This window comes from Paenibacillus taichungensis (genome assembly GCF_003287275.1).
Taxonomy (GTDB): Bacteria; Bacillota; Bacilli; order Paenibacillales; family Paenibacillaceae; genus Paenibacillus; species Paenibacillus taichungensis_A.
On the sequence record NZ_QEVW01000014.1, the window covers coordinates 323,910 to 341,811 of the forward strand.

Consider the following 17,902-nt stretch of genomic DNA (forward strand, 5'->3'; position numbering starts at 1 on the left):
AAAAGTTAACATGTTCTGGGAAAGGGGATTCGTAATGTCATCCAGTGTCATTGACATGCTGCAGCTTGAATACCAGCGTTTTTCAGCAAAAGAAAAGGAAATCGCTGATTATGTGATGCGCAATAAATCATCCATTAATAACATTAATATTAGGGATTTGGCTGCTTACACCAATGCCTCCATGTCGACCATTACTCGATTTTGTAAAAAAGTAGGTTGTTCTACATTTGTAGATTTTAAAATTCGGCTTAACCGTGAAGTGGATCAACCCCGCAATCAAACGGATTTCTTTATAAGAACACAGCAGATCCACAATGATATCATTAACGCAACCGCAGAAATGCTGGATACCGACAGGATTGAACAAGTGGTCCAGTACATAAAAAAAGCACGCAAAATCTATGTTTATGGTTTGGGAAGTTCAGGTTTATCTGCACTGGAGTTCAAATACAGACTAATGCGGATGGATATCGTCATTGATGCGGTGACGGATTCGCACATGATGATCATGAGCGCTTCCCTTTTGGGTGAAGATGATCTGGTCATTGGTTTATCCAATTCAGGACGAACACTGGAAGTCAGTGATGCATTAAATGCAGCCAAAAAAAGAGGAAGCAAAGTTGTTGGAATTACTAATTTTGATCACACACCGCTGTCTGAAGTCTCGGATTTATGCATTTTCACACCCGATATCGGGCGAACCGGAGATGTACACTTCATCAACAGCCAATTGGCTATCATTTACATCCTGGATGTGATTTCTCTTCTATTACTTGAAGATGAACATTTACTCCATGCGCGGCAGCAAACGTTAAAAGCTCTTTATTCAGCTGAATAAACAAACAGCCAACTTGATTCGTTGGCTGTTTGTTCATTTCTCTTTTTTTATTGGACAGAAGGAGAAGACTGCTTCAATTTTGCAATTTCAGAGACAAAACGTTCCGTAATTTGTTGCGGGCGGGTAATGGCTCCTCCCACAACTACACAATAGACTCCAGCTTCCAGACACGTTGCCGCCATCTCCGGTGTCATGATATTCCCTTCCGCAACAACAGGCGTTTGTACGCTAGATAAAATTTCCCTCAAGGCTGCAAATTGATTATCGTACAGTTTAAGCCCTGCTGTCTCCTCTGTATATCCAACCAATGTAGAAGAGATCAGGTCAAAACCAAGTCGTTCTGCATTAATGGCTTCCTCTTTGGTTGAAATGTCCCCCATTAATAGAAGTTGAGGATGTTTGGTGCGGATTTCCTTTACGAATTCATCCAGTGTTTTACCGTCCGGCCGCGCACGCAAAGTGGCGTCAACCGCAACAACCTCTGCATGAACCTCGGCAAGCTCATCCACTTCCAAGATCGTTGGTGTAATGAATACGGGATTGGTTCCGTAGTTTCTTTTCACAATGCCTATGACGGGAAGATCAACCTGCTCCTTGATCTCTTTCACATCTGCCGCCGTATTCGCACGAATGCCGATGGCTCCTCCCTCTTTTGCTGCGACTGCCATGCGTCCCATGATCAGCGAACTATGAAGCGGCTCATGCTCCAAAGCCTGACATGATACAACGAGACCACCTTGTAAACCTAAGTTATCTAATTTATCTAAATTCATTGCAATTACTCCGTTTCCATAATTTCTTCGATTTCATTTTTGATCACCGTAACCTGAGGGCCATAAATAACCTGCACTCCGTTACCGACAAGTACTACCCCTTTGGCTCCTGTAGCTGTAAGCGCATCCTTTTGAACTTTCTCGATATCCTTCACAGATACGCGAAGCCGTGTTGCACAGCAATCCAATTCATTAATGTTGTCTGCACCTCCAAGTCCATTCAGGATAGCAATGGAGCGTTCTTCACCCTTCGCTGATGCGGTTGTATTGGAGGGCTGACTTTGCGTTTTGGTGTCTGGCTCCGATGTTACCTCTTCCTCACGTCCCGAAGTTTTTAAATTCAGCTTCACGATCAAGATTCGGAAGGTGAAGTAATAAAGGAAGAACCAGACCACACCGATGATGGGAACGATAATCCAGTTGGTTTTGGCATTACCTTGAAGTACCCCGAATAAGATAAAGTCGATTAATCCCCCTGAAAAAGTCTGACCAATTGTAATCTCAAAAATATGCGACAGCATAAATGCCAAGCCATCAAATACGGCGTGAATGACATACAGGATTGGAGCAACAAACAGGAATGAGAATTCCAGAGGCTCCGTAATTCCTGTCAAGAACGAAGTGAGGGCCGCAGACAACATCAGTCCGCCAACTACTTTTTTACGTTCAGGCTTGGCCGTATGATAAATAGCGAGCGCCGCACCGAGCAGACCAAACATCATCGTGATGAAACGACCTGACATAAATCGGGATGTACCCGAGAAGAACTTCTCGGTTGCAGGATCTCCCAGTTGAGCAAAGAAAATATTCTGTGTTCCTTCGTAAACTTTTCCCGCAACTTCCATTGTTCCGCCAACTCCCGTCTGCCAGAAAGGCAGATAAAAGATGTGGTGCAACCCAAGTGGACCCAGCATCCGTAAAATAAATCCGTACAACAGTGTTCCGATATACCCAGTTCTATCGACCAAACCTCCAAGCTGCGTTATGCCAAGCTGGATCGTTGGCCAGATCAAGAACAAAGCAATACCAATAAAGATGGCCGCAAAAGATGAAACGATAGGAATGAAACGTGAACCTCCAAAGAATCCTAAGAATTGAGGAAGTTCTATTTTGTTGTACCGATTATGAAGCCATGCGGTAACTAAACCGACAACGATCCCTCCGAGTACACCAGTTTGCAAGGTTTGGATTCCAAGTACCATACCTTGACCGGCACCAGCCAAATGATCTGCCGCAAGTTTACCCGAATTGACAAGCATCGCATTGATCGATGCATTCATGACCAGATAGGCAAGTCCAGCTGCCAAACCTGCTGTACCTTTGTCCGCCCTGGCGAGTCCGACGGCTACACCAATGGCAAAGATCAAAGCAAGATTATCAAATACAATACTTCCTGCACTGCTCATCACCGTAAACACTTGCTGCAACCATGTGATCTGCAAAAATGGATACGAGTTAATCGTATTGGCGTTGGACAAGGCCCCTCCAATCCCCAGTAATAGACCCGCCGCTGGTAAAACAGCAATAGGAAGCATGAACGATTTACCAAACTTCTGAGCCTTCTCAAAATATTGCTTCACAGTGATCCACCTCTCTAAAACTATTTTCATTTACATAATAATTATGAAAATGGTTTTCGTCAACACAATTTTAAATCGCTTTCATTACGTGTGAGGTCTAATCATTTGATGAATAACCCGGTTCAAATATAATTATTTCCAGCGTATCAAAGCTCAGTCTTTTCGGTTCAATGCAAAAAAAAGCCGCCAGTATGGCGACTTTATTGCGTTCATATTCTTCCCCGACGAATCCAAAACCTAAACCTGAATCGTGGATTATTTCATTATTTTAGTTAAAATTTTTACCTGCCCATTCATGCCTGAAGGTAGGGATGACTTTCCGTATAGATTCTCCAGTGTATTAGCCACATGAATGTCGATTACATTATTACCACGCAGCATGTAAGACGTGACGTTCCAATGATAGGGTGGCCATAACCGGATGCCAACCTGCTCCCCATTCACGTACAGGCAGGCCGTCTCTCTAATCTCTTCCGCTTCCAGCCAAATTTCATTTTCCGGACTCAAGCTGACATCAGACAAATCCACTTGCTGCGAGTACACGCCTGCTCCCGAATAGAAAGGATAACCTTCAACATTCCAAACCGCAGTCATTTGTTCAGGTTCAACGGTTAATGTAGTCTGATTTTGTATAGCAAATGAACCAATCAGATAAGCAGGAAAGGAAATGGCTGGCATAGGTTCCAGCAATGAAACCGTGAGAACTTCAAGCACATTCTCGCCTATCACCAGATGTTTGGTCATATCCACGCCAGCGTAATCATTATCTTGCCACGGTGAAGGCCGGAGTGCTTCCATCCGCACTCCATTCACAAAGATTTCAACATTACGTCTGCGTTGCAGGAAGCCAATATGGGATGGGATTTTTTGCTCGATATCGTCAAGGATTAGCTCAATCGTGAAGATCTGCTCATTTCCAGATTCGTTTAAATGAACTGCATCTTGCTGTGACTTCATAGGCTCGATCCATTCTTCAGTTACGGCAAATGTTGTCCGGTACGTGTTGACTTGGCCTGGCATTGTTGCATTCATTCTGGACTGGCGGTCATTCAATGTGACCTGCCATTGATCCAACACAAGTACATTGGGTTCGAGAGTCTGAAACTGCCAATGATCACCCAGTACCCACACATCGGCGGCATCTTGCACTTTATGATTTATAGGCTTTTGCGCGTTGGGAAGAGTCGTCTCTTCCGTAAGAAGTGAATCAGGTACATGATCCTGACTAACGGATAGAATCCGGAGCTCACCCGGTACAAATGTTAGAACAGCATCATGACTCAACGGGTTTATACTCCCGTTTTCCAAGTTCCATTCTTCCATCTGTTCTTCAATGTGTTCTTTTACAGGTTTCTGATGGAGTTGAATGGTCACGGGCTGCTCCGACCAGTTCATCAGCCATATATGCACATGATCTTCAAATTTGCGTTCAATGGTAATGAGATCCTCAGTGTTCCCTTCGATCTGTTTCCAGGCAATCGCCGGGGATGATGTCATTAACTCTCTTAACCGAACACAAAAGTTCATAAGTGTGTCGTTATGAGCGGTGTTTTTCATGGAATAGAATAAGCTGTGCCCTTTGCCAATCGCTTGTAATTTCCCATACTGATGATCGGATCCATATAGTTCGTTCATATACTTCCGTAATTCCGGATCTTGGCGCTGTCGCTCACTATCACAAGGAATTGCCCCAATCGCAATAAGCGTTCCACCACGGTTTACAAAGGTAACAAGCTGTTTTGCGATGTCTATCGACATGACCGTAATTTCTGGCAAAATCAAAATCGAATATTCGTTTCGTTCTCCGTTAAACTGATATCCTCCAGCATGAGTAATCTTTGCCTCTCTGAGCTGACACTCATCCACATAATCGTAATCAATAGAGCTGCGCAGCATGCGGTCTGACAATAACGAAAACAGTTGATCCGCAGCTGGATGCTGGTTCGATTCACCGGATAAAAACATATGCTCATATACCGTTTGGATGGGTGATAACAGAAGTACTTCAGGTGTACGCTTCGTGAAAGTACCCAGTACACTCAACCGACCAAGATAATCGGCAAAAGTTCGATAATGCGGCCAATGCGGTGCATGCTTGAATTCGGTAGGTGGAAAGTCTGTTTTCCGATACCCTGCAAATGAATAGTAGAATGCATGCGGGATAAACAGATTAACACCCAGAAATGCCATAAAATTGGCATCAAGCCGCCTTTGTCGCATGGCATAAGCATGACCGCTTGCACCAAATGACTCGCAAATAATTCTTTTTTTCCCATCCAACTGTGCGACAGACGCGGCCGTCTTAACGGATACGATACGATGTGGATTCTCCTTTGTACCTATCCCATGTGTCAGGTAGTCCACACCCGCATAATGGAACTGCTGTAATACGCGGGTTTGATTACCCTGTGACCGAGCCTGCCCCCAGACGGGTTCTTCCAGCGTATGGCCGATGTACAGCAAGCTGTGTGATTCACACCACGAACGAATAGCTTCATGATAACCTTCTACATACCAACGGGTAATCGTATCATAATAGTCCTGCCTCGCAGATCTGCTGCCGTCGGCCATACCATATAACAACGCGCCTAATCTTGGAATCAGATCATATCCGTTCTCCTGTTGATAGCGCTCCACCATCCCATGGGTCCAAGCGAACACGATACCCGGCAGAGTGGCATTCACATCCTGAACCGACGTTCGGATGGCTTCGACTCCGAAAAAACCGTCGTGGATCATGAGCCCAGGTTCATCCGTGAATACACCTTGAATGGTCACTCCGAAATGAGGCTGAAATTGCTGAAATGGCTCGTATGCCGACTGAATGAAAGCCTGCACGGCTTCCGGGTTCAACGTGTCCAGATAATACCCTTTTGCAAACGTGATCCCTTCAGCAATTTCACAGGACCAACAGGCAAGTATAATATAATCCTCGTCGGTTCCAGGCTTCCATTCCTGTCCGCATAACACTGTAATATTCTCAGGTTGATCATATATCAGCCATTCCCCTTCTTGCTGGATGGCACGATAAGCGAGAATTGCGATGAGTTCATTGTTAGCGTAGGTGGCAAAATCGAGAGATAACATTTCCTGCTGTGCATCGTGTAAATATCTTCGTTCCTCAACCCTCAGGTATCTCATCCGATATTCGGGATACTGCCTCGTCAGCTTACCACCCAGTGTTCCGCTCGGCCAATTGTCCTCATCATACAACCAGACAACCATATCACGCTTCTGGCACTCTTTTGTGCAGAAATCCAGCGTATCCATGAACTCCTCTGACAGGTACGCGGCCTGCATTCCATGACGTGCATGCAATACAACGCCACCAACACCGGCTTCAACCATGGACTGAATTTGGTTTTCTAGCTCTGGCTTGCTAAAACTGTGGTTCAGAAACCAAAAGGGTTGTGGCCGATAAGTTGCCTCAGGATTCTTGAACTGCTCTTGAAATGTATGAATATCCGTGATTTTCGTTTCCACACTTATCACCTGATCTCATCATGTTTTTGATACAGATGTCTTTCTCAGCAGAGGAATGAAAAATCCACCGACAACCGACCGATTCTGAAAATTCAACTGCTTTCCAGTGATGGTGTCATACCAGTCTGTTACAGGTACACGGCTCGATGTTTCATTCATAAAGTTCCACAAAGGTGAAATCATCTGTTTGAACTGAGGCTTCGTTTCGCTCATGGAGGCACACCATACGAGCCAATCGCACTTGGTGTACGTCTCACGGCTATCCAGCGGTACGCCATATCGATTCTGTTTTTGCTGATAATACGCCAACTCTTTGGCAGCCACTTCTTTTGGGAACAGGTTGAAGTCGAGCAGACGATCCCACACCAGATTGTATTTCATGCTCCATGACTCATCCGAGCTGTCAAAAGTCAGTTTGTAGTGATCACCTGCTGTCGCCATGGATGACCACTCCTCTGCCATTTTTGCAGCCGCTTCACGATAAACGGAACCATCCGGCAAACCAAGCTCTTCGCACATATACGCATAGGCGGCGATACCTAATATCGCTTTTATCGATAAGTTCGCATTGTGCGCCAGATGTCCGGCGAAGTCGTCCGTGCAGAGTTGATTGTCAGGGTCCAGTCCATGTTGCAGCAAATATGAAGCCCATGTGGTGAGAAGTCCCCAGTGCTCACGGGCAAATTCCGCATGCTTCTCATATTTGCATACCGCAGCTGCCATCAGGAGCATATTGCCACATTCCTCGATAGGCATCTGGTATTCGAGTTTGTTCTCTCCGTAAACCTGACCGTTAGCTTGAGGGTATGTCCCTACGTCATGTGGAGCAAAATCAAATGTCCACTCCGTGCTCTCTGCATACCTATAGATTGGACGCATCATACCTTTGACCAATTCGGTGTTGTATCTCAGGAACAATGGAATCGACGGGTAGCTCACATCCACTGTAGCGATGCAACCGTTACTAAAGTTTTCCTTGGAGAAAAACAATACTTCTCCCGCTTCATCAGCAACCAATTTATGTGCAGCAATTGCTTGCCGATAGGTCAATGCCAGAATGTCTCTATATTGGTTTCCGCCTGCGGCTTGGCTCTCCGCTAAGAGCTCCCGATTAAAGCGGTCGCATCGTTGTACTACCTCTTCATATTGATCCGCTGCTTTTACCAGCATCTCCTCAAATGTCAGACCCTCTTTCTTCCAATACGCATTCAGCGGTTGGTGAAAATATTCAATCGCATGAATATCATCATAGGCAAGCATCAGGTAGCGGGATGTCGACTCTTCATGAATAAGACCCAAATCCATTTCAGTTGCCATAATAGCCATATCGCCAGATATGGACTTTGGCTGGTTAGAATCATCTCCTGTCTTCAAAAGACCTGACTGGGCATACTCCTCACGCCTGGATACCGCATGGATGACTGATTGAGATTGATGAGATCGCTGAACCACCAGATACATATAACCCCAATCTATTCTCGTATCATCTCCGGCACGTTTTAAGATAGGTTGTTCCACCGTTCCTATAGACATGGCGTGTAACTGTTCATTGATTACATGAGACGCCCAGGTGACTTGCTGATCAGGAGTATGTACACACCATTCACCTGTCACATCAAAATAGATTTTCACTTGATGGCCTTGACCATCTATCGCTCGAACATGGAACGTAACATACGTCACAGGTCTGGATAACAGTTCAAGATCATCGAGCAATAGTGGTGTGGTAAAATGAACCTCAAGTTCGATTCCTTCTCCTTCAAAGGTATAACGGGTAGTTACAGGCTCAACGGTAAGATTCGTCTGAATGAGAACTTCAGGCTCCTCAATGGTTGAAGCTTCGTGAACGCCTACTTTCCCCATAAATCTTCTGATTTTGCCGTCAATGACAATCATGCCAACCATACCCTGAGGTTTGTTCGTCCAGTGCCTGGTGTGATCATCATAGAGATGGTCAGCAGCAGACCATACGCTAAAATAAGGGTCTACCGTGATCAAAGGTACGGATGGTGGTCTAAACGTCGTCATTTATTACAACTCCTTCAATTCATTTTTTCAACGTAAATGGTGCATCCTTGCTTAAAAGGGAAAGGCTTCGCTCGCCTTGTTCACCAAGGCGCTGCAAAGCCTATTTGATTCCCGTGCGAATCGGTAACCTGTCCTTCCGGCTTTAGTTCGGCATTTGAACAGTTACAATATCTTTTCCTTTTAGATTCTCATTGGTGAACTGCATCGCTTGATCGTATCCGGTCTTGCGAAGCTGTTCCCTGAGGTCGTTGATAATGCTAAGGGCCGCTTCATCCGATTTTGCGAAAATGGCTTCCTTCCAGGCATCTCCCATCCGGTCCATGGAAGGCTTCAACATTTCCCATTCCGGAGATTTGGTAATCACATCGCCCGGGTTATAGGCTGTGATTACATGAATACCGTTTGGACGCAGGATCTTCCGGGCATTTTCCATCGCATCGAGTCTTTCCTGGTCTGCCCAGATGTCGCCGCCTGCTGCCGAATTGATGCGGTCAAGCCCCGTGATCGATTCCAGACCAATGGAAATGCCCTCGTTTTTGCGAACTTTACCGGATTGATCTGCTGTAAACTTATCGAACCATTCTTTATTCGGTACAGGTTTACCATCCTTCATATCCCAATGAACCCCTTGGACTCCGTACCGGGCCAGCATGAAGCCTTCGTCAGAAGCCATGTAATCGAGAAACTTGAGCGCAGCATCTACACACGCGCCCTTGCAGCTACTGGTGATAGCCGTTACGTTGTTTCCTTGAATGCCTAGATCAACAGGCCGGCTCGGGTCAACATCTGCCCGCTCCAATGGTCCGATCGGGATGTAATCGCTTCCAGGATGTGAAGTAACATATTCTTTGGAGGCGTCCAAAATGGCCGGATAATGTGCGGCAAGGATAGCAATGCGTCCTTGATTAATTTTTTCTTTGGCAATAGGATCCGTCTGAGTAAAGGCTTCAGGGTCCATCAGCCCTTCTGCGACCAGTTTACGATAGAATAGCGTGTATTCTTCGTATCCTTTGGTGAAAAAGTTATGTTCTACCGTTCCGTCACCTTTGTCTACATAGCCTGCTCCGGAATAGAACATCGTGTTTCCAATCCCCACGGACCATCCGTTACTAAAGCCGCCCAGTGGAAACACGGGCTGACCGCTTTCCTTCAGGTTGGCATCTTTGATTTTTTGGAGGAAGTTATAGAAGTCTTCCTTTGTCTCAACAGATTGAGGATCCACACCGACTTTCTCGGCGATGTCTTTACGAACATAGAAGCCATACAGCCAATCCATGCCGTCTTCGTTCGTTGCGGGCTGATTTTGTAAAAGTAAATATTTCTTGCCGTCATACGCATCTATTGCTTTTTCATACAATGCGGGCGGCACATTCTCTTTCGCAATGGATTTCGCCAGGTTCGGGTAATCTCCCAATTTATCCGATATATCGACCAGCTGTCCTTCTTTGGCAGCCTTGATGATCCCGTCCAGCTCGCCGCCCCATGCAGGTCCAGTGTAAATGTCTGGCAAATCCTGTGTGGCGAAAATCTGGTTTACTTTCTCCGTCTCGCTGCCTTTCGTATATTCCCACTCTAAAGTGACACCCGTTTTCTCTTTGATGACTTCCTCGACAGGGGTTATCCCATTATCCGATCCGCCTGAGCCATTCCAATTGTGCAAGATTTTGAGTTTATTTCCGTTCTCGCCTTCTGCGCCTTCCCCGTTCCCTGATGAATTCGTGCAACCGCTCAGCAAACCTCCAACCATGATGGACACGAGCAAGATGGATACGCCTTTCGACCAAATCCTGTTCAAACCAATCGCCTCCTTGAATAAATGATCTCGGTAAAGCTCTAGCAAATTCAGGTCAGGATGATCTACCCTTTAACCGAACCAATCATAACCCCCTTCACGAAATATCGTTGTAGAAACGGATATATACATAAGATTGGGAAAACCGTAATGACAAGCAAGGCCATACGAAGTGATTCAGGTGTTGCTCCTGCTCCACCGACACCACCAACCGTCTGCCCTCCCTGCTGTGCTGCACGCTGCATCGAATTGGACAACGCCTCTGCTTCCGTCAGCATTTCTTGCAGGAGGGTCTGCACCGGAATTAAATCTTTGTTAGATACGTAATAAGCGCCCGAAAACCAGTCATTCCAGTGGGCTACCCCAATAAACAGCGAGATTGTTGCAAGTACTGGCCCGGAAAGAGGCAAAATGATGCGTACAAAAATTTGAAAATCACCGTACCCGTCAATTCGGGCGGATTCCTCCAGTTCCTCCGGTATGCCTTGCAGGAATGTCCGAATAATGATGATGTGCATGAAGTTGAACAACAAGGGCAAAACGTAAACCCAGAAACTATTAATCAGATGCAGTTTTTGAAGCGTAATGAAGAACGGGATGAATCCTGCACTAAAAATCGTGGGCAAAAAGATGTAAAAGGTGAAAAAGGAGCGACCTGGCAATGTTTTTTTTGATAGTGCATAGGCCATGAGTGTACACAATACAACGTGGAGGAAAGTGCCCAGCACGGTTCGCATAATCGTAATTTGATATGCCTTCCAAATCCGTGCGTTATCGAATACCTGTGCGTAGTTATCCAACGTGAATTGGCGGGGAAGAAAATAAATCGCGCCTTGCATCGAATCCTTACCATCGTTCAGTGAATAAGCCAAGATATATATGAACGGGTAAATCATCGAGAAGCCAACCAAAGCAAGAAAGATATAGTTAAGCACCGAGAATAAGGACCATTTTCGTTCCATAAGGTCACCTCCTTAGAACAGGGATACATCACTGACTTTGCGGGCGATGCGATTAACGGTTACAACCAGAATGAGTGCTATAACACTTTGGAATAGTCCGACAGCTGCAGCATAACTGAGACGCCCCTCTCGAATCCCTGAGTTAATGGCATGCACGTCCAGTACACTGCCCAGGTTGGCGGTTGCTGGTCCATTCAGGAGCAGCAGTTGTTCATAACCTGCGCTCATCAGACTGCCCACAGCGAGTATGAATAATATGATAGCTACATTGCGGATACCTGGAAGCGACACATGCCACATCTGTCTGAAGCGTCCTGCACCATCCATCTTGGCAGCTTCGTAAAGCTGCTGATCAATACCTGCAATTGCGGCCATAAAAATAATGGAATTCCAACCAATATTCTTCCAGATGTCTGAACCGACGATCATCTGATAGAACCATGTTGGATTGTTCAGAAACTGGATCGACTCCGCTCCAAATGAACCCAATAAGTCATTGACTGGCCCCCCATACGGCGTTAGGAGACGTTGCATCAGCGTAACCACAACGATCCAGGATACGAAGTAAGGCAAGTAGGAAAGGGTCTGAACCGTCTTTTTGAATTTGATCATTCGTACTTCATTTAAGAGGAGTGCAAGAATGATAGGCATCGGAAAGCCAATTAGCAATTTCATGAGACTGATGATGATCGTGTTACGGATGATGTCACCGGATTGGTAGTAATTGAAGAACTGTTGAAAGTACTTAAGACCTGCCCATGGACTTCCGGTGAATCCGCCAACGAAATTGTAATCCCTAAAAGCGACCTGAATTCCATATAGCGGTACATAGGAGAACAGGAAAAACCAGACGATTCCAGGCAGCATAAACAAATAAAAGAGTTTATGCTGCCAGATTCGCTTCATCAATCGATTGTTGCTCACTCGTGTCTTGATCACATTCCAACCTCTCCTTTCTCATGATGGACGGTCAACCATCCCAGCTATAGCTGTCCTAGCTTCAATCGTAATGTGATGATCTCAAATGGCGTGAAGGACAAAGCCATCTCGGATGCTCCTGCAATGGAAACAGGTGAAAGGATATTCTCCATAAGATCCGTCGTCCACGCTTCTGCTACCTGGAATCCAAGATGTAATGCCGTGGTGGCATGTGTTCCCGAAGTTTCATATAGACGGACGATGATGTCGTCTCCCTCCTCGGCTTTTTTGACGGATTCCACCATGATGTGCGGATGATCCGGCTGAAGAAATGCTTTGGAATACGGGAGCTTACTGTTCTTCTTCGCAGATACAGATGATAAGGAAACGGTACGAAGCGGGATGTTCAGTTCATTACCTCTTCGATAGATCTCAGCCTGAACATGGTTGCCTTGATGCGGATATAACGAGTAGGTGAACGTATGCTCCGCACGATCCGCTTCCGGATCAGGATACGAGCTGCTGCGCAGCAAATTCAGACCCAGCACATTATCGATGGCTCTATGACCATATTTACAATCATTAAGCAATGCGACTCCATAATTCGGCTCCGATAAATCAATCCACTGATGAGCACATATCTCATCCTTGGCAAAGTCCCACATGGTATTCCGATGAGTTGGTCTGGTCAAACTCCCAAATTGGATCTCACAGTGAACCTGATCTGTACGGATATTCACCGGGAATGAAGTACGAAGCATTTTCCCGTTCTCTCTCCAATCCACGGTCGTCTCGAAATCAATCCGTCTGCTGCCTTCTGTCAGAACCACGGTCTGGATCAGAGTGGATTCTCCATAGTTATATTCGAAGACCAGCCCGACTTTGGGACCGTCACGAAGCTCGCGAATGTCATGGAGCGTTAATGTCATACCTGTATGTGCGGAATAGTCATGACTGAAATCCCAAGCATCTCCTTCGTCGTGATACACACGAAGTGCATTTCCCGGATGACCTTGCGGAATGACTTCCCGAGCTTCTGCCTTGTCCCGAATGGAGATAATGGCTCCGTTCCGATCAAACTTCACGATGAATGTGTCGTTCTCCACAGAGCGTTCTTCAGCGGAAACGTGAAATTCCGACTCCTGTATTCCCGGAACTACCTGGACGCATGATGCGATCTCATCTATAGCATCCTGGTCCACATGATCTGATACCATTGTGTATCCCATGGATGGAACCTGAACCTTGCGCCAGCTTCTATTCGTGTTAATCCATTCCTGACGCTCCCAAGGCAATGAATTGAATATCACCACGGAGGAGCTGGATGAGGAATCGATATTTGAAAAGATCTGGTCTGCTATATGGCTGTAGGTTTCGTTGATCATATTTTCTGTCTGATCTAAAAGTTCTCCATATCGTATGAGCGACTCATCGTACACACGCTTGATGGAAGACCCGGGAAGGATATCATGGAACTGATACAGGAGGACTTCCTTCCATATCGTTTCCAGTGCCTCGGACGGATAAGACTTGCCTAGCTGTGAAGCCACAAGTACGGAGGCGAACTCCAATTCACGCAATGCTTTCTCCATCTTCCGGTTATACCGCTTGCTTCGCGCCTGACTGGTCAGGGTTCCTTGATGCTTCTCCAGGTAAAGCTCACCGCGCCATGTCTGGAACCGTTCACGTTCTTCATTAAGTCGTTCGAAAAATTTCCAAGAAGGCTCCTGTATGACAGGGGACAAGCCAAGCAGGTTTTTCTCCCGTGTCAGCCGCTCCAAATGCTCTTCGCCAGGCCCTCCGCCTCCGTCTCCTATACCAAAGAGCATTAGTGCATGGCTTGATACATTTTTATCCAGATACCCCTGTTCAGCTTTGATGATCGAACGTGGAGCTGCTGGACTGTTGTAAGTATCCTCTGGCGGCATATGTGTTAATACCGTTGAACCATCAATTCCCTCCCATAAAAAAGAATGATGAGGATGCCGGTTGTACTCACTCCAGGAGAGCTTCTGGGTCATCATGTAATCCACACCGGATTTTTTTAATAACTGGGGTAAACTGGCCGAGTAGCCGAATACATCAGGCATCCAGAGCGAGTTCATTTCCAGGCCAAATTCCTGCTGGAAGTAACGTTTACCATACAAAATCTGGCGTACGAGTGATTCACCACCAGGCACATTCGTATCCGATTCTACCCACATGGCGCCTTGGGGTTCCCATCTGCCTTCACGTACACGTTCCTTGATCTGCTCATACAGCTTGGGATAATGCTGCTTCATCCATTCATACAGCTGGGGTTGGCTCGCTCCGAACACATAATCGGGATAACGCTCCATCATGCGAAGCACAGTTGAGAACGTTCTAGCTCCTTTACGGATCGTTTCACGGATCGGCCATAACCAGGCCAAATCAATATGAGCATGGCCCACAGCGCTTAGGGTTAAAACCGGATCGCCCCCCTGCAGGGTTAGCTGTTCATTTAGTCTTTTTTTCGCTTGCTCGACATTCTCTTTCGAGAAATCAATCAACTGTACTGAAATATCATAGAGCGTCTGATAGATTCTCTCCTTCCGGGCGGAACCGTCATGAAGCTGCTCTGCGGTCTCCAAGAGCACCTCGGTATCGTAATAGATATCCCGAATATCTTCCCTGCAGAAGGCGATGAGTGCCTCTTTCAACGTGCCTCCCCGATACTTGCCGAACAGATCGTTATTGCCTGCATCTGCCCACACTTCAACTTCCTGTCCATTTACAGAAGTCTCATGAAGCTGCACGACTCGTTTCCCAGGCAGACCTAATGAGAAATCAAATTCGGAGTTAATCGTCGTCAACCCTTGGATAGGTGATCCTTCATGGTCAACCAGACACAGCTCACCGTTGACATCCAGCAAAAGGACCGTGGTTCGGTTACCTGTGACTGCCGGAAGATTACCTGCAAAACGGAACCAGGCACAGTCCCATAACTCCCCCCATTGTTCTCCTTGCTTGAGTGGTACTTTCATGCCGGTCATCCGTTCCTCGTAAGGTACGGGCTCTGGTGTAACCCAAGCCGTCACTTCCAATTCGGCAATCGGCTCATATATGGCTTCCCGAAGTTTGTTTAACATCTGTTTTAACCGTTCTGGCCTTATCGGTTCGTATGGCATGCTAGTATACTCCTCTCTGTTACATCAATCAGGTTGTATTGTGAATTCAGGAAGTCCAGCGGACATGAACCTCTGCATTGTTCTCGTTGCCATGTTCGTACTGAAGAAGAACTGTCTTTGATTCCGGGTCCCAATCCCATACGACTGGCGCCGACTGCTCTTGAACCACATACTCGGCAGATAATGGTTTGGACTTGCAGTACAACCTTGCCGTTGCCTTCATGCTGGCAGGTCCTCTTGCAATGAATCGAAAACCTGTGGCCGACAAGGACAGATCTTCTATTCGGGAAGAAGCAGCAATCACGGATACTTCTTCATCCGTTGGACGACCCGCTTCAACATCATAGAGCAAGGCTTGCTCTCCCGGATTTAGTGCCACCTGACTCAGAACGGAGAGGTTTGAATCAAACAAATCCACAATCGGACCTGGAATGACTACTGCCTCTTCACTGACCGATTCATCGAGCACCGATACGATTAGATAGGGACCTCGTCTAATTTTGAAATATGGCTTCGATTCCCACTGTAGATCTGGTCCGTGGACAGCTTCCATCGTTTCTTTGACAGATTGGCGCAGCCGATCAGCCCCTGCCTTTGAAAAAGTGAAGTCAGTCGGATGTTCATTCAGCCAGCAAACTCCCCCTTTTCCTACCTTATTGACACCTTGCCTCTTATCTTTTAGACCTAGTTGTTCAAACAAATGTGCTCGAGGGGAGTTATACGTCGGATCTGACTGCCCTTGCTTGCGGTCATGATTCCACCATGCACGAATATCGTGGTACGGGTCGCTGTCATCACCTACATAGATTAAAGCTCCACCATCCTGTACCCACTGTGCAAGGGCATAATGAATGTCTGGATATTCCGGTTTGATAAATTCATAGCTCAGTATGAGTACACGATAAGTTGCCAAGTAACCCGGATACCGCCTTACATTATCCAGTTGAAGTGGACGGACAGGAATACCATGTTTCAATAACGGCAGTGTCAGACCGTAAAAAGGAGAGAAATCGAGCAGCTCTGTATCGCCATCCTGCTGGAATCCTTCAGGATCTGTTCCATCGTATTTACCGGCATGAGGTGCATGGGGATCTGGCTTCATTCGTTGAAACATTGCTGAGTCAGCAATAAAAACGCCAACTTGTAATGGCTCCTCTGCGGTTTCAATCACATCCTGATTCATGTTACCAAGGGTGTGCATAACCTGAAGCAAAGTTGTGGCATAGTCTGACGGAATTTGCTCCTTGCCAGATCCATCCTCGGAAGGATATTTCCCTTGAAAGATTCGTCTAGGCCAAGGTGCGACTTCATAATGGGCGACCCCGGGATGCAGCAGTGAGGCAACCACCGTTTTTAAATAGTTCTGGCGGTAATCAGCCCAGGTGTAATTCGGGTTATCTTCGATCGGATCATGCAGGAACCACATCCGTCTGTCGGTCCCACGAACCAGTTCCTGCATGACACCATATTCAAGGTAAGCGGTTTCAAACGTACGTTCCTTGCGCAACCCTTCATACACATTGGGGGTTCGGGATGTCCCGGTCCATATCTGTGCAATATACCCATCGATGGAGGGCAGCTCCAAGAGTTGAGATTGTGGACTGACAATACGCCACTGCGTGTAATTAATCAGACTATGGGTCGGAACATAAAAGCGAAGGACACGACCATAACGTTTTAACGCGTAGTCCTTCATCTCTGCACATAATCGGTCCAGGACACGTGTATATAAATACGCTTTTAATTTGGAAGCTCGAAATTGTGCATCAGGTGAAGCGTGTGGCGGAATCCAAGACTCTTTGTAATACAGCTGCCATTCCCGTTTGAAAGCTTCCGAATAGCCTCCATTAACCCAGAATTCAGGTTCCTCCAGATGGATGGCTTCCACACCGGCGTCAACGGCAATACGTATTCGATCCGCTATGTAATGGCCAAAGGAAATGGTAGGCACCATGTATGGAATGACTGGCTCGCTACCATGAAGAATCATGTTGCCTTCCCGGTCCATTTGAGCTTCATCCCAATGTGTTGCTCCATCGACTTCGCCATCCAGATAGCTGTTGTAGGTCCCCCAAGCAACTCCTGTCATCAGATGAACCACATATCCTTTTTCTTTCCACTTCAGAATACGTTCCTGCATCGAATCATCAATCCCGTAAACCATCACAAAGTCAGTCTGCAGATCATAATCAGGATGGTAAGCAGCAGATTCTTGAAACCCGGTACGCTCCTCTTTTCGATCTCGTGCCATCTTCTTAACCTCCCCAAGCTCGTATTTGATCTGGGTTGCAATGTATGACTATCCATCATTTTCTAGACTATAATATATGATATGAATATATTCAATATGTTTTTTATACAAACATAAAAAAACCTTCT

General features: G+C 46.3%; 10 protein-coding genes. 1 reads left to right on the forward strand and 9 read right to left on the reverse strand.

Features of this window, described 5'->3' with window-relative positions; translation table 11 throughout:
• Positions 1 to 34 precede the first annotated feature (34 nt).
• On the forward strand, positions 35 to 838 hold the full coding sequence (locus tag DC345_RS21365; protein ID WP_181586682.1) for a MurR/RpiR family transcriptional regulator: 804 nt from the start codon (positions 35 to 37) through the stop codon (positions 836 to 838).
• A 47-nt stretch (positions 839 to 885) separates the two neighbouring features.
• Here the strand turns inward: DC345_RS21365 and DC345_RS21370 are convergent, their stop codons facing one another.
• The 9 genes from DC345_RS21370 to DC345_RS21410 all read right to left on the reverse strand — a co-directional run bounded on the left by DC345_RS21370 (position 886) and on the right by DC345_RS21410 (position 17,774).
• Entirely contained in the window at positions 886 to 1,611 is a 726-nt protein-coding gene (locus DC345_RS21370) for an N-acetylmannosamine-6-phosphate 2-epimerase (RefSeq protein WP_113054815.1), read from the reverse strand.
• A gap of 5 nt (positions 1,612 to 1,616) precedes the next feature.
• Positions 1,617 to 3,191: a glucose-specific PTS transporter subunit IIBC gene (ptsG, locus tag DC345_RS21375; protein WP_113054816.1), complete on the reverse strand. Its 1,575-nt coding sequence runs from the start codon at positions 3,189 to 3,191 to the stop codon at positions 1,617 to 1,619.
• 255 nt (positions 3,192 to 3,446) lie between these two features.
• Positions 3,447 to 6,674 (reverse strand): glycosyl hydrolase, encoded by a 3,228-nt coding sequence (locus DC345_RS21380; RefSeq protein ID WP_258530747.1) that lies wholly within the window; start codon positions 6,672 to 6,674, stop codon positions 3,447 to 3,449.
• Positions 6,675 to 6,692: 18 nt separating this feature from the next.
• Complete coding sequence (locus DC345_RS21385; protein WP_113054818.1) at positions 6,693 to 8,702, reverse strand: glutaminase family protein; 2,010 nt, start codon at positions 8,700 to 8,702, stop codon at positions 6,693 to 6,695.
• A 142-nt stretch (positions 8,703 to 8,844) separates the two neighbouring features.
• Positions 8,845 to 10,497: an extracellular solute-binding protein gene (locus DC345_RS21390; protein WP_113054819.1), complete on the reverse strand. Its 1,653-nt coding sequence runs from the start codon at positions 10,495 to 10,497 to the stop codon at positions 8,845 to 8,847.
• Between the two features lie 62 nt (positions 10,498 to 10,559).
• Positions 10,560 to 11,456 (reverse strand): carbohydrate ABC transporter permease, encoded by an 897-nt coding sequence (locus DC345_RS21395; protein ID WP_063565068.1) that lies wholly within the window; start codon positions 11,454 to 11,456, stop codon positions 10,560 to 10,562.
• A gap of 12 nt (positions 11,457 to 11,468) precedes the next feature.
• Positions 11,469 to 12,395, reverse strand: coding sequence for an ABC transporter permease (locus DC345_RS21400; RefSeq protein ID WP_113054820.1), 927 nt, complete (start codon positions 12,393 to 12,395; stop codon positions 11,469 to 11,471).
• A 44-nt stretch (positions 12,396 to 12,439) separates the two neighbouring features.
• Positions 12,440 to 15,523: an alpha-mannosidase gene (locus tag DC345_RS21405; protein WP_113054821.1), complete on the reverse strand. Its 3,084-nt coding sequence runs from the start codon at positions 15,521 to 15,523 to the stop codon at positions 12,440 to 12,442.
• A gap of 46 nt (positions 15,524 to 15,569) precedes the next feature.
• Positions 15,570 to 17,774, reverse strand: coding sequence for a hypothetical protein (locus DC345_RS21410; protein ID WP_113054822.1), 2,205 nt, complete (start codon positions 17,772 to 17,774; stop codon positions 15,570 to 15,572).
• Positions 17,775 to 17,902 lie beyond the last annotated feature (128 nt).